Source organism: Streptomyces spongiae (genome assembly GCF_009377185.1).
GTDB lineage: Bacteria > Actinomycetota > Actinomycetes > Streptomycetales > Streptomycetaceae > Streptomyces > Streptomyces spongiae.
Genome location: NZ_VJZC01000278.1, coordinates 1 through 12,761 on the forward strand (window position 1 = coordinate 1; position 12,761 = coordinate 12,761).

Annotated in this window: 11 protein-coding genes, 1 pseudogene and 1 riboswitch; of the genes and pseudogenes, 7 read left to right on the forward strand and 5 right to left on the reverse strand. The window is 73.0% G+C overall.

From position 1 onward, the window contains the following. Nucleotides 1-152: 152 nt before the first annotated feature. Nucleotides 153-1,136, forward strand: coding sequence for a LacI family DNA-binding transcriptional regulator (locus FNH08_RS29795; protein ID WP_322725725.1), 984 nt, complete (start codon nt 153-155; stop codon nt 1,134-1,136). A 39-nt stretch (nt 1,137-1,175) separates the two neighbouring features. Continuing rightward, nucleotides 1,176-2,129, forward strand: coding sequence for a glycoside hydrolase family protein (locus FNH08_RS53245; RefSeq protein ID WP_265579810.1), 954 nt, complete (start codon nt 1,176-1,178; stop codon nt 2,127-2,129). A gap of 43 nt (nt 2,130-2,172) precedes the next feature. Here the strand turns inward: FNH08_RS53245 and FNH08_RS54115 are convergent. Beyond that, nucleotides 2,173-2,424 (reverse strand): annotated as a pseudogene (locus FNH08_RS54115) (MucR family transcriptional regulator); the annotation flags it as partial. Here FNH08_RS54115 and cbiE point away from each other — a divergent pair. Both cbiE and cobM read left to right on the forward strand, forming a co-directional pair. Further along, on the forward strand, nt 2,412-3,674 hold the full coding sequence (gene cbiE / locus FNH08_RS29810) for a precorrin-6y C5,15-methyltransferase (decarboxylating) subunit CbiE (RefSeq protein WP_322725721.1): 1,263 nt from the start codon (nt 2,412-2,414) through the stop codon (nt 3,672-3,674). The pseudogene FNH08_RS54115 and the gene cbiE overlap by 13 nt on opposite strands. Continuing rightward, on the forward strand, nt 3,671-4,420 hold the full coding sequence (gene cobM, locus FNH08_RS29815) for a precorrin-4 C(11)-methyltransferase (protein ID WP_152774633.1): 750 nt from the start codon (nt 3,671-3,673) through the stop codon (nt 4,418-4,420). The genes cbiE and cobM overlap by 4 nt, the downstream gene beginning before the upstream one ends. A gap of 11 nt (nt 4,421-4,431) precedes the next feature. Here cobM and FNH08_RS29820 read toward each other — a convergent pair whose 3' ends face one another. Beyond that, nucleotides 4,432-5,568: a cobalt-precorrin-5B (C(1))-methyltransferase gene (locus tag FNH08_RS29820; protein ID WP_152774634.1), complete on the reverse strand. Its 1,137-nt coding sequence runs from the start codon at nt 5,566-5,568 to the stop codon at nt 4,432-4,434. Between the two features lie 18 nt (nt 5,569-5,586). Here FNH08_RS29820 and FNH08_RS29825 point away from each other — a divergent pair, with 18 nt between their 5' ends. Together FNH08_RS29825 and nicT are read left to right on the forward strand one after the other, a co-directional pair. Further along, nucleotides 5,587-6,345 (forward strand): cobalt-precorrin-6A reductase, encoded by a 759-nt coding sequence (locus FNH08_RS29825; RefSeq protein ID WP_152774635.1) that lies wholly within the window; start codon nt 5,587-5,589, stop codon nt 6,343-6,345. 155 nt (nt 6,346-6,500) lie between these two features. Further along, a complete protein-coding gene (gene nicT, locus FNH08_RS29830) occupies nt 6,501-7,568 on the forward strand; it encodes a Nickel transporter NicT (RefSeq protein ID WP_152774638.1) in 1,068 nt (355 codons plus the stop codon). A gap of 35 nt (nt 7,569-7,603) precedes the next feature. Here nicT and FNH08_RS29835 read toward each other — a convergent pair whose 3' ends face one another. The 3 genes from FNH08_RS29835 to cobG are packed head-to-tail and all read right to left on the reverse strand — an operon-like array spanning nt 7,604 to nt 11,018. Next, nucleotides 7,604-9,109 (reverse strand): precorrin-2 C(20)-methyltransferase, encoded by a 1,506-nt coding sequence (locus FNH08_RS29835; protein ID WP_322725723.1) that lies wholly within the window; start codon nt 9,107-9,109, stop codon nt 7,604-7,606. Beyond that, nucleotides 9,106-9,780 carry a precorrin-8X methylmutase gene (locus FNH08_RS29840; protein WP_152774636.1) on the reverse strand — a complete coding sequence of 225 codons (675 nt, stop codon included), beginning with the start codon at nt 9,778-9,780 and terminating at the stop codon, nt 9,106-9,108. Before FNH08_RS29840 ends, FNH08_RS29835 begins: the two co-directional genes overlap by 4 nt. Beyond that, nucleotides 9,777-11,018 carry a precorrin-3B synthase gene (gene cobG, locus FNH08_RS29845; protein ID WP_152774637.1) on the reverse strand — a complete coding sequence of 414 codons (1,242 nt, stop codon included), beginning with the start codon at nt 11,016-11,018 and terminating at the stop codon, nt 9,777-9,779. Before cobG ends, FNH08_RS29840 begins: the two co-directional genes overlap by 4 nt. Nucleotides 11,019-11,119: 101 nt before the next feature. Continuing rightward, a riboswitch (cobalamin riboswitch) is annotated at nt 11,120-11,197 on the forward strand. 89 nt (nt 11,198-11,286) lie between these two features. On the opposite strand from cobG, the gene FNH08_RS29850 reads away from it, so the two are divergent. After that, nucleotides 11,287-12,761: cobaltochelatase subunit CobN (locus FNH08_RS29850; protein WP_194238661.1), on the forward strand; the 1,475-nt coding region annotated here is incomplete at its 3' end.

Below are 12,761 nucleotides of genomic sequence, written 5' to 3' on the forward strand. Positions count from 1 at the left end.
GCCCCGGCCACCCCCGTCCACGACCGGCTGACCGGCCCGGTCTGTGACGTCCCGGCGCACTCCTTCACCGTTCTGCGTACGGACGCCCGGCTTAGCATGCGAGTGGGTTCCGAGACCGCAGACCAGGGGCGAGCGTGGTAACGATTCAGGATGTGGCGAAGGCGGCCGGGGTCTCTCCGATGACCGTGTCGAACGTCATCAACGACCATCCGAACGTCCGCCCGTCGACGCGGGAGAAGGTCCTGGAGGCGATGGCCCGGCTCGACTATCGGGTCAACGTCGCGGCCCGCAACCTGCGCAAGGGCCGCACCGGCGTCATCGGGCTCGCCGTCCCCGAGGTCAACAGCCCCTACTACGGGCGGCTGGCCGCCGGCATCATCACCGCGGCCGAGCGACGGGGCCTGCGGGTGAGCATCGAGCAGACCGCCTCCCGGGAGAACGAGCTGGACGCGCTGTCCCTGTCGCGCAACCATCAGTACGACGGGCTCATCCTCAGCGCCGCCGGCATGAGCCAGGCCGACGCCGAGCGACTCAAGGTGGACCACCCCGTGGTCGTCCTCGGCGACCGGATCTTCGGCGGTCCCGTGGACCACGTCGCCATGCCCAACCTGGAAGCGGCCCGGGCGGCCACCCGCCATCTGATCGAGCGGGGCTGCCGCCGCGTCGCGATCCTGTGCGGGGCGGTGGAGGAGGTCGACACCTCCAGCCTCAGGCTCACGGGCTACCGGCAGGCGCTGGAGGGCGCGGGCCTTCCCACGGACCCCGCCCTGATCCAGCAGGTGGACAGGCTCGGCATGCGCGAAGGCGCGCGGCGCGCCCGGGAGATGGCGGAGGGCGGGCTCGACTTCGACGGAGTGTTCTGTGTGACCGACTCCCTGGCCATGGGCGTGCTACGGGGTCTGACCGACACCGGGATCCGGGTGCCCGACCAGGCCAGGGTGATCGGCTTCGACAACGTCTCGGAGAGCGAGTTCTTCATCCCTTCCCTCTCCACCGTGGACCCGGACCACGACGGCATGGCCGAGCGCGCGGTCGACCTCCTGATCAGGCGCATCGAGCAGACCGAGCCCTCCACGCGGCACCACGACTTCGTCGGCGACTTCTCGCTGGTGATCCGGGAGTCGACGGGCGGCTGAACCGCCGCGGGACCCGAGCACGAACAAAGGGAGACCCCTGTGAACTCCGTGGCCGATGCGAACTCCGTGGCCGACGCGCCACTCTTCCGCGACCCGACGCACGACGGCGCCGCCGACCCCGTAGCCATCTGGAACCGCCGGACCAGTGAATGGTGGCTCGTCTACACCAACCGCCGCACCACCGCCCCCGGCCCGGGTGTCTCCTGGGTCTACGGCACCGACCTGGGCGTGGCCGCGTCGGCGGACGGCGGCCGTACCTGGACCTACCGGGGCACCCTCCCCGGCCTGGAGACCGAATGGGGCCGCAACACCTTCTGGGCACCGGAGATCATCTGGCACGACGGGCTCTACCACATGTACGTCAGCTACATCCGCGGCATCCGCGACGACTGGAACGGCGCCGCCTCCATCCGCCACTACACCAGCCCCGACCTGCTGGACTGGACCCACCACGGCGCCCTCGACCTCGGCTCCGACCGGGTCATCGACGCCTGTGTGTTCCCGCTGCCGGGCGGCGGCTGGCGCATGTGGTTCAAGGACGACTCCCACGGCTCGCTCACCTGCGCCGCCGACAGCCCCGACCTGTACCACTGGCGGACCACCGGCCTGGCGGTCGGCCATCGCCCGCACGAGGGCCCCAACGTCTTCGAACTCGGCGGCCACTACTGGATGCTCGTCGACGAGTGGCGCGGCCAGGGCGTGTTGCGCTCGGACGACCTCACCACCTGGGAACACCGGGGACTGATCCTGGACAGGCCCGGCAGCCGCCCCGACGACGCGACCATCGGCCTGCACGCCGATGTGGTCGTCCAGGGCGAGACGGCGTACGTCTTCTACTTCACCCACCCCGGCCGCGTCGGCCCCGCCACCGACGACGACACCTACGCCACCCGCCGCTCCTCCCTCCAGGTCGCCGCGGCCCGGGTGACCGACGGCACCCTGCACTGCGACCGCGACGAGCCCGTACATCTCGATCTGGCTCCCGCGCCCTGACCCGGGCGGGGGCTTCCGCGCGCGGCGGGTCGCTCGCGCAGCCACGTCGCTTCCGGGAGAAGGAGCGCGCGCTCAGCGCCCGGGTGCGCGGCGGGCCGAACTCCCGCCGGTACTCCGCCGCGGTCATCCCGTGCGCCCGCACGTATGCCCCGAGCGAACGGAGGGCACGGAGAAGGAGCGGTGTGTACCCGGCACGGGTGCGCAGGTCACCGCCCAGTAGAGTGCGCCCCTGTTGTCCCCGTTGTCCCCGAGAGCCGCCCCCGAACCCCGAGGTACCGAGCAGTGACCCCCGCACGACCAGGACCGTCCCCTGCCGTCACCGTCGTCGGGATCGGAGCCGACGGATGGCAGGGCCTCCCGGCCCCCTCCCGCGCGGCCCTGCGCGACGCCGAGGTCCTGATCGGGGGCCCGCGCCAACTGGACCTGCTCCCACCCGAGTGCGCCGGGGAGCGGATCGCCTGGCCCTCACCCCTGCGCCCCGCGGTCCCCGGCCTGCTCGCCGCACATGCCGGGCGCCGGATCGCCGTGCCGGCCAGCGGGGACCCGATGTTCTACGGCATCGGCCGCGCCCTCGCCGAGGAAGCCGACACCCTGCGGGTCCTGCCGCACCCCTCCTCCGTGTCCTACGCCGCCGCCCGTCTGGGCTGGCCGCTGGAGGACGTCGAGGTCGTCACCGTCGTGGGGCGGCCGGCCGCCCGCCTCGCCGCCGCCCTGCACGACGGCCGACGGCTCCTCGTGCTCAGTGCCGGCGCCGACACCCCCGGGCAGGTCGCCGCCCTGCTGCGGGACCGCGGCTTCGGGCCGAGCCGGATGCGGGTCCTGGAACAACTCGGCGGGGACAGGGAACGTACGGGCGCCGAGACCACCGCCGCCGAATGGTCGCCACCGCACCCACCCGGTGACCCCCTCAACATCGTCGCCGTCGAATGCCGCCGGGACCCGGACGCGCTCCGGCTCGGTGCCGTACCGGGACTCCCGGACGAGGCGTACGAGCACGACGGGCAGCTCACCAAACGCCATGTGCGCGCCGCCACGCTCGGCGCGCTCGCGCCCGCGCCCGGTGAGGTGCTGTGGGACATCGGCGGCGGCTCCGGCTCGATCGCGGTCGAATGGATGCGCGTCCACCCCTCGTGCCGGGCGGTCACCGTCGAGCGCGACCCCGTGCGGGCCGAGCGCATCACCCGCAACGCCGACCGGCTCGGCGTACCCGGGCTGCACGTCGTCACCGGTACCGCACCCGCCGTCCTGTCCGAACTCCCGCCGCCCGACGCCGTGTTCGTCGGCGGCGGACTCACCGCACCCGGCCTCCTCGACGCCTGCTGGGAAGCACTGCCCGTGGGCGGGCGGCTGGTCGCCAACACCGTGACGCTGGAGTCCGAGGCGCTGCTCGCCGACGCGTACCGCCGTCACGGCGGCGAGCTGGTGCGACTCGCCGTGGCGCACGCCGTGCCCGTGGGCGGCTTCACGGGGTGGCGGCAGGCGATGCCGGTGACCCAGTGGGCCGTACAGAAGACTCCCAACCCCCTTCCAGGAGCAGACAGATGACCGTGTACTTCATCGGGGCCGGTCCCGGTGCCGCCGACCTGATCACGGTGCGCGGCGCCCGCACGCTCGCCGCCTGCCAGGTCTGCCTGTACGCGGGCAGCCTGGTCCCGCGCGAACTGCTGGCCGAATGCCCGCCGGACGCACGGCTGGTGGACACCGCACAGCTCGACCTGGACGAGATCACCGCGGAGTTGGTGCGCGCCCACGAGGAAGGGCACGACGTGGCCCGGCTGCACTCCGGGGACCCGTCCGTGTTCAGTGCGGTGGCCGAGCAGATGCGGCGCCTGGACGCGGCCGGCGTGCCGTACGAGGTCGTTCCGGGCGTCCCGGCCTTCGCCGCCGCGGCGGCTTCCCTGAAGCGGGAGCTGACCGTGCCGACCGTCGGCCAGACCGTCATCCTCACCCGCGTCGCCCACCGCGCCACCGCCATGCCCGAGGGCGAGGACCTGGCCACCCTCGGCCGCAGTGGCGCCCTGATCGTGCTGCACCTGGCCGCCAGGTACGTGGACCGCGTGGTCGACGAACTGCTCCCGCACTACGGCGCCGACTGCCCGGCCGCGGTCGTCGCGTACGCCTCCCGCCCCGACGAGCTCGTCATCCGGGGCACGCTCGACGAGATCGCCGGAAAGGTGAAGGAGGCCGGGGTGCTCCGTACCGCCGTGATCATGGTGGGGCGGACGTTGGGGGCGGAGCAGTTCCGGGACAGCCACCTGTACTCGCCGGAGCGTGAGCGGCACGTGTGCTGAGCGCAGAGGTCTCAGGCCACCGTGCTGCGCCCCACCACCGCCCCCGCCCGGTCGATGCAGATCACGTCCACCGCGACCGGCGCTCCGCGCAGCACGGCCAGCGCCTCGTCGCGGGCCGCCGTCGCGACCAGGTCACCGAGCGGCACCCCGGCCGCCATGCACAGCTGGAGCGCGGCGAGCCCGGTGTTGGCGTCGGCCACCTCGGCGGCCAGCGCCTCGTCCGCGCCGCCGCGGCGGGCCAGTTCGGCGAGGAAGCCCTTGTCGACCTGGGAGCGGGCGGAGTGCAGGTCGAGATGGCCGGCGGCGAGCTTGGAGAGCTTGGCGAAGCCACCGCAGACGGTCAGGCGGTCGACGGGATGGCGGCGGACGTACTTCAACACCGCGCCCGCGAAGTCGCCCATGTCGAGCAGGGCGTCCTCGGGGAGCCGGTACTCGGCGACGACCGTCTTCTCCGACGTCGAGCCGGTGCACCCGGCGACGTGCGTACGCCCCGCCGCCCGCGCCACGTCCACGCCCCGCCGGATGGAGTCGATCCAGGCGGAGCAGGAGTACGGGACCACGATCCCGGTGGTGCCGAGGATCGACAGGCCGCCCAGGATGCCGAGGCGCGGGTTCCAGGTGGAGCGGGCGATCTCCTCGCCGTGGTCGACGGAGACGGTGACCTCGACGTCTCCGGTGCCGCCGTGGCGGGCGGCGACCTCGGCGATGTGCTCCCGCATCATCTGGCGGGGGACGGGGTTCACGGCCGGTTCGCCGACGGGCAGGGGCAGGCCGGGGCGCGTGATCGTCCCCACCCCGGGGCCCGCCTTGAAGACCACCCCGGCTCCGGCCGGCAGCCGCCGTACCGTGGCCCGGACCAGCGCGCCGTGGGTGACGTCGGGGTCGTCGCCCGCGTCCTTCACTATCCCCGCCATCGCGCTCGCGCCGGTCAGCTCCTCGGCCGCGAGGGCGAACGACGGGGTCTGCCCCTTCGGCAGCGTGATCGTCACCGGGTCGGGAAAGCCGCCGGTCAGCAGGGCGGTGTACGCGGCTGTCGTGGCCGCTGTGGCACACGCACCGGTCGTCCAGCCGGGGCGCAGGCCGGTGTGCTTGAGTTGGGCGCCGCGGCCCCCCTTCGCCTCGCCGGCACCCTGCACTTCGCTGCTCATGAACGGACCTGGACTCTCATGCACGTACTGATACTCGGCGGGACCTCGGAGGCCCGCCGCCTCGCGGAACTGCTCCACGGCACTCCCGGACTGACCCTGACCAACTCCCTCGCGGGCCGCGTGGCCAGCCCCCGGCTGCCTCCGGGCGAGGTCCGGATCGGCGGCTTCGGCGGAGTGGAGGGGCTGACCGCGTGGCTGGGCGAGCACCGGGTGGACGCGCTCATCGACGCCACCCACCCTTTCGCCGGGACCATCAGTTTCCACGCGGCGCGTGCCGCCGCCACGGCCCATGTTCCCCTGCTCGCACTGCGGCGCCCCGGGTGGGTCCCGGTCGCGGGTGACGATTGGCACGAGGCCGCCTCCCTGGAGGAGGCCGCCGAGCTGCTGCCCGCCCTCGGCCGACGTGTGTTCCTCACCACCGGACGCATGGGCCTGGCCGCCTTCGCGGGTCTGGACGAGCTGTGGTTCCTCGTACGGTCCGTCGACGCCCCCGAGGCCCCGCACCCGGCCCACATGGAGGTGCTGCTCGACCGCGGCCCCTTCACCCTCGACGGAGAGCGAGAGCTGCTGCGCCGCCACCGCGTCGATGCCGTCGTGACGAAGGACAGCGGCGGAGCCGCCACCGCACCGAAGCTGGCGGCCGCGCGGGAGGCCGGGCTGCCCGTGGTCGTGGTCCGCCGGCCGCCGGTGCCTGAGGACGTGCCCGTAGTGGCCGGCCCGGAGGAAGCGGCCCGGTGGATCGAAGAGCTCCGGCGCACTTTCCCAACAGCTGGCTGAAACCTGACAGGGGCTTTGCCGCTCGCGGCTTGTACCTGCAAAGAGTACGCAGAAGCCTGGACGGTGCGGCTGAGAACAGTCGTTCGCCGAAACGTGAGGTCCGTTCCCCCATGCCCCCCGCTCCCGGTTCCACCCGGCACCGCATCCGTACGTCGATGACCCGCAAGGAGTGGACGAGCCTCGGCGGGATGGCCGCGTTCATCCTGGCGCTGCACGTCATCGGCTGGTTCACGCTGGTGGTGATCGTCGCCCCCGAGCACTACAGCCTGGGGACCAAGACCTTCGGTATCGGCATCGGTGTCACCGCGTACACCCTCGGCATGCGGCACGCCTTCGACGCCGACCACATCGCCGCCATCGACAACACCACCCGCAAGCTGATGAGCGAGGGGCAGCGCCCCCTGTCGGTCGGCTTCTGGTTCTCGCTCGGTCACTCCACCATCGTCTTCGCCCTCGCCTTCCTGCTCTCGCTCGGCGTCAAGGCGCTGGCAGGACCGGTCCAGAGCGACGACTCGGGTCTGCACGACGTCACCGGCTGGATCGGCACCACCGTCTCCGGGACCTTCCTCTACGTCATCGCGATCATCAACCTGGTGATCATGGTGGGCATCTGGAAGGTCTTCCGGCAGATGCGCTCGGGCCGGTTCGACGAGGCCGCCCTGGAGGAACAGCTCAACAACCGGGGCTTCATGAACCGCGTCCTCGGCCGTCTGATGAAGTCGATCACCAAGCCGTGGCAGATGTACCCGCTGGGGATGCTCTTCGGCCTCGGCTTCGACACGGCCACGGAGATCGCGCTCCTCGTCCTGGCCGGCTCGGGCGCGGCCTCCGGACTGCCCTGGTACGCGATCCTGTGCCTGCCGGTCCTCTTCGCGGCCGGCATGTCCCTGCTGGACACGATCGACGGCTCGTTCATGAACTTCGCGTACGGCTGGGCCTTCTCCAAGCCGGTCCGCAAGGTCTACTACAACCTCACCATCACCGGCCTGTCCGTCGCCGTCGCCCTCATCATCGGCACGGTCGAACTGCTCGGCCTGATCGCCGAACAGGCGGACCTCCACGGCCCGTTCTGGGACTGGGTCTCCGGGCTCGACCTCAACATCATCGGCTACGTCATCGTCGGGCTGTTCTTCGCCACCTGGGCCGTCGCCCTGCTGGTGTGGAAGGTGGGCCGGATCGAGGAGAAGTGGACGGCGGGCCTGGCCGAAGCCGAGCGGAGCTGACCGCGGCGCCGCCGTCCGGGCGGCGCCGCCCACGCTCACGCCTCCGGATAGCGGCGCGGAGTCCAGACGATCTCACCGTCCCCGCGCCGTACCGCCCGCGTCCGCGAGGAGCCGACCAGCAGGATCGTGCGCATGTCGACCTCGGACGGGTCCAGGTCGGCCAGCCGTACGATCCGGACGCGCTCCCCGGAGCCCCCCACATCCCGGGCGACCACGACCGGGGTGTCCGGCGCCCGGTGCTCCAGCAGCAGCTCACGGGCCTTGCCCACCTGCCAGGTGCGGCTGCGTGACCCGGGGTTGTACAGGGCGAGCACCAGGTCCGCCGAGGCCGCTGCCCGCAGCCGCTCGGCGATGACCTCCCAGGGCTTCAGCCGGTCGGAGAGGGAGAGGGTGGCGTAGTCGTGCCCGAGGGGGGCGCCCACGCGGGCCGCCGCCGCGTTGGCCGCGGTCACCCCCGGCAGCACCCGCACCGGGACGTCCGCGTACTCCTTCTGGGAGGCGACCTCCAGGACGGCCGTCGCCATGGCGAAGACGCCAGGGTCGCCGCCGGAGACGACCGCGACCCGACGCCCGCGCCGGGCCAGGTCGAGGGCGAACTCGGCACGTTCCGACTCCACCCGGTTGTCCGAACCGTGGCGGACCTGGCCCGCACGGACAGGCACCCGGTCCAGGTAGGTGGTGTAGCCGACCAGATCGTCGGCGGAGGCCAGCGCACCCCGCGTCTCGGGTGTCAGCCACAGCGGACCGGCGGGCCCGGTCCCGACCACGACGACCTCGCCCCGCTCCCGGGCCTCGGGCCGCTCGGCGTCGACCTGGCTGGGCAGCACGGCCACCGAGAAGTACGGCACCGACCCGGCCTCCACGTCCGCCAGTTCGGCGACCCGCTCCCCGGCCATGGTGGCCCGCTCGACGTACCGGGCCTCGCCGAGGCGCCCCGATTCCTCCAGCGCGCTCCGCACCTTGGTGAAGGTCCGTCCCAGCTTCATCACCACGGCCGCGTCCGTCGAGGCGAGCCGTGCGGTCAGCTCCTCCTCGGGCAGGGTGCCCGGCAGGATGGTCAGCACCTCCTCGCCCTCGGCGAGCGGGGTGCCGAGGCGTGCCGCGGCGGCGGACACGGACGTGACACCGGGGATGACCTCGGTGTCGTAGCGGTCGGCGAGCCGCTTGTGCATGTGCATGTAGGAGCCGTAGAACAGCGGATCGCCCTCGGCGAGGACCGCGACCGTCCGCCCCGCGTCGAGGTGCGCGGCCAGCCGGGCCGCAGCCTCCTCGTAGAACTCCTCGATGGCGCCCTTGTAGCCGCCGGGGTGGTCGGTGGTCTCCGTCGTCACCGGGTAGACCAGCCGCTCCTCGACATGGTCGGCGCGGATGTGCTTCGCCGCGATCGAGCGGGCGATGGAACGGCCGTGGCGGGCGCTGTGGTACGCGATCACGTCCGCCTCGGCGATGACCTCGACGGCCCGTACGGTCATCAACGACGGGTCTCCCGGGCCGAGTCCGACCCCGTACAGCCGGCCCGCGGTGGGCTGCTCGCCGCTCACTCCTCCTCGCTCGCGATCGCGTTGAGCGCGGCGGCGGCGAGGGCACTGCCACCCCGACGGCCGCGTACGACGATGTGCTCCAGGCCCGACGGATGCGCGGCCAGGGCGTCCTTGGACTCGGCGGCGCCGACGAAGCCGACCGGGACGCCGATGACGGCGGCCGGCCGGGGCGCGCCCTCCTCGATCATCTCCAGGAGGCGGAACAGGGCGGTGGGCGCGTTGCCGACGGCGACGACCGAGCCTTCCAGCCGGTCCCGCCACAGCTCCAGCGCGGCGGCGCTGCGCGTGGTGCCCAGCTTCGCCGCCAGTTCGGGCACGGACGGGTCGGAGAGCGTGCAGAGCACGTCGTTGCCGGCGGGCAGCCGCTTGCGGGTCACACCGCTGGCCACCATCTGCACGTCGCAGAAGATCGGCGCGCCCGCCCGCAGGGCCTCGCGGGCACGGGCCACCACGTCCGGCGTGTAGTCCAGGTCGCGAACGAGGTCGACCATTCCGCAGGCGTGGATCATCCGGACCGCGACCCGGCTGACGTCGGCGGGCAACCCCGCGAGGTCCGCCTCCGCGCGGATGGTGGCGAAGGACTGGCGGTAGATGGCCGGACCGTCCTTCTCGTAGTCGTACGTGGTCACGGTGTTCGTCTCGCTGCTCTCGGTGGTCGTCGTACGGCTCATGAGGTGATCGCCGCCAGTGCGGTGGCGAGGTGGGAGGTGTGGGAGGGGTCGGCCGACAGCCGGTAGCCGCCGCCCGGAGTCGCGATCACGTCGATCCGCTCACCCTGGGGGTGTCCACAGCGGCGTTCGCAGCCGGACCAGTACAGGGGGAGGGAGACGGCGTCGGCCGCGTCGAGGGCCCGGGTCGCGTCGGCCCGGACGTCGGCGTGGGACTTGGCGCATCCTGGACGTCCGATGCAGGCGCCGACGCGCGTCCAGGGCGAGTCGGGGTCGGTGACGAGTCCGGCGGCACTCAGCCGGGAGAGTGGCCCGGCGGTTCCGTCCGGCACCGCGACGACGACCCCGCGCCACGGGGTCAGTCGCAGTTCGCCGTCGGCCACATCCGTCAACTCCCGCCACTGGCGGGCCGAGAGCCGTCCCAGCGGGACGTGGACCGACACGGCGCCGCCGACGGCTCCGAGAGGCGGTCTGTCCGTATGAGTCGTCGGGATCGGCGTGTTGCGGTGGGCTATGCCCTCGTCGGTCAGGCGACGGTGGACCGTCCGGGCCAACACGTCGTCGGGCACGGTGAGTTCGGCGATCCGCCAAGCCTGGGTGCTGCTCGCGGCCACCGCTTCCAGAAACGCCTCGGCGGCCACCAGCGCGGCCCGAGGGGCGTCCGACGGGGACACGCGGACCGCGCCCGGCGTGAGCGACGCGCCTCCGTCCTCCGCCGCCCGTACCGTCACATCGGCGCCGAGTCCGGCCACGTCCCCGCGCCCGTCGTCCAGCGCGAACAGGAAGCGCCCCGACAGCCCTCGGGCCGCCCCGCTCGCGCACAGCTCCGCGTCGAGGGCCGTCAGCCAGGGCCGTACGTCCGTGAGGCCGCGTCCGTCGATACCCGACAGCGGTGAGGCGACGATGTTGCGCACCCGCTCGTGCTCGGGTGAGGGGAGCAGTCCGGCGGAGTCCAGCAGCGCGGCCAGTTCCGAGCCGCAGCCGTCTCCCAGCCCGCGCAGCTGCACATTGCCGCGCGAGGTCAGATGCAGCGCGCCGTCGCCCAGGCGCCGAGCCGCCGCCCCCAGCGCCTCGGCCTGTCGGACGGTCAGCACACCGCCGGGCAGCCGGACACGGGCCAGCGCACCGTCGTCCGCCGCGTGCAGCCGCAGCGACCCCGGGCAGGCGTCACCCCGGTCCCGCGAGGCCGCTGTGGCCTGGGAGGATGAACGAAGGTCAGCCGTGGACATGGCGGCGAGCATACCTACCGTCCCGCGGGCGGTATGCCCCGCCCTCTTCCCGTGACCCTTACTATGCTCCTCGGTGGATCATCCGGTCCGCCGACGCCACGACGGCGACAGGGGAGGAAGCCCGGTGCGAGTCCGGCGCGGTCCCGCCACTGTGAGCCCACCCCTGCGGGGACTGGGCGAGCCAGGAACTCCCTTCCCCAACTCTCGACTTCGCTCGAGCCGGGGAGACCCCAACCCGACACCGCCCGGGGCGCGGACCCCGAGGAAGGCCCGACGCCGCATGATCCTCCTGCTGTCGACGTCCGACACCGACCTGCTCAGCGCCCGCGCGGCCGCCGGCCCGGTCCCGTACCGCTTCGCCAACCCCTCCCGCCTCGCGCTCGACGAGCTTCCGGCGCTCCTCGACGGCGTCCAGCTGGTCGTCGTACGCCTCCTCGGCGGCATCCGGGCCTGGCAGGACGGTCTCGACCTGCTGCTCGCCGACGGCCGCCCGGTCGTCGTCCTCACCGGAGAACAGGCCCCGGACGCCCAGCTGATGGCCACCTCCACGGTCCCGGTCGGCATCGCCGCCGAAGCCCACGCCTACCTCGCGCACGGCGGCCCCGCCAACCTGGAGCAGCTCGCCCGCTTCCTCTCCGACACGGTCCTGCTCACCGGCCACGGCTTCGAGGCACCGGCGGCGGCCCCCACCTGGGGTCCGCTGCCCCGGGAGGCCAGGGAGACGGACGGCCCGACCGTCGCCGTGCTCTACTACCGCGCCCACCACATGAGCGGCAACACCGCCTTCGTCGGCGCCCTGTGCGACGCCATCGAGGACGCGGGCGGACGGCCGCTCCCCCTGTACGTCGCGTCCCTGCGCACCCCCGAGCCCGACCTCGTCGAGGAACTCCGCGCCGCCGACGCCATCGTCACCACCGTCCTGGCCGCGGGCGGCACGAAGCCCGCGGAGGCGTCGGCCGGCGGTGACGACGAGTCCTGGGACGCGGGCGCCCTGACCGGCCTCGACGTCCCCATCCTCCAGGCGCTCTGCCTCACCTCCTCCCGGTCCGACTGGGACGCGAGCGACGAGGGTGTCTCCCCGCTCGACGCGGCCAGCCAGATCGCCGTACCGGAGTTCGACGGCCGCCTGATCAGCGTCCCGTTCTCCTTCAAGGAGATCGACGCCGACGGACTCCCGGCCTACGTCGCCGACCCCGAGCGCGCGGCCCGTGTCGCCGGAACCGCCGTACGCCACGCACGGCTTCGCCACATCCGGCCCGCCGACAAGCGCCTCGCGCTCGTGCTGTCCGCCTACCCGACGAAGCACTCCCGCATCGGCAACGCGGTCGGTCTGGACACCCCCGCCAGTGCGGTGGCGCTGCTGAGGCGTCTTGAGCGGGAGGGGTACGACTTCGGGGACAGCGACATCCCCGGTCTGGCCTCCGGCGACGGAGACGAGCTGATCCGCGCCCTCATCGAGGCGGGCGGCCACGACCAGGACTGGCTCACCGAGGAGCAGCTGGCCCGCAACCCGGTCCGCATCCCGGCGGCCGACTACCGCCGCTGGTACGCCACGCTCCCCGAGGACCTGCGCACGGCGGTGGAGGAGCACTGGGGCCCGGCGCCCGGCGAGATGTTCGTCGACCGCAGCCGCGACAAGGAGGGCGACATCGTCCTCGCCGCCCTGCGCTTCGGCAATCTGCTGATCCTCATCCAGCCCCCGCGCGGCTTCGGCGAGAACCCGATCGCGATCTACCACGACCCGGACCTCCCGCC

Bases quoted from the DNA above. Each gene is read 5' to 3' on its own strand.
- FNH08_RS29840 (WP_152774636.1), bottom strand. From the start codon at position 9,780: ATGAGCCGTACGACGACCACCGAGAGCAGCGAGACGAACACCGTGACC.
- FNH08_RS29825 (WP_152774635.1), top strand. From the start codon at position 5,587: ATGCACGTACTGATACTCGGCGGGACCTCGGAGGCCCGCCGCCTCGCG.
- cobG (WP_152774637.1), bottom strand. From the start codon at position 11,018: ATGCTCGCCGCCATGTCCACGGCTGACCTTCGTTCATCCTCCCAGGCC.
- cobM (WP_152774633.1), top strand. From the start codon at position 3,671: ATGACCGTGTACTTCATCGGGGCCGGTCCCGGTGCCGCCGACCTGATC.
- nicT (WP_152774638.1), top strand. From the start codon at position 6,501: ATGACCCGCAAGGAGTGGACGAGCCTCGGCGGGATGGCCGCGTTCATC.
- FNH08_RS29820 (WP_152774634.1), bottom strand. From the start codon at position 5,568: ATGAGCAGCGAAGTGCAGGGTGCCGGCGAGGCGAAGGGGGGCCGCGGC.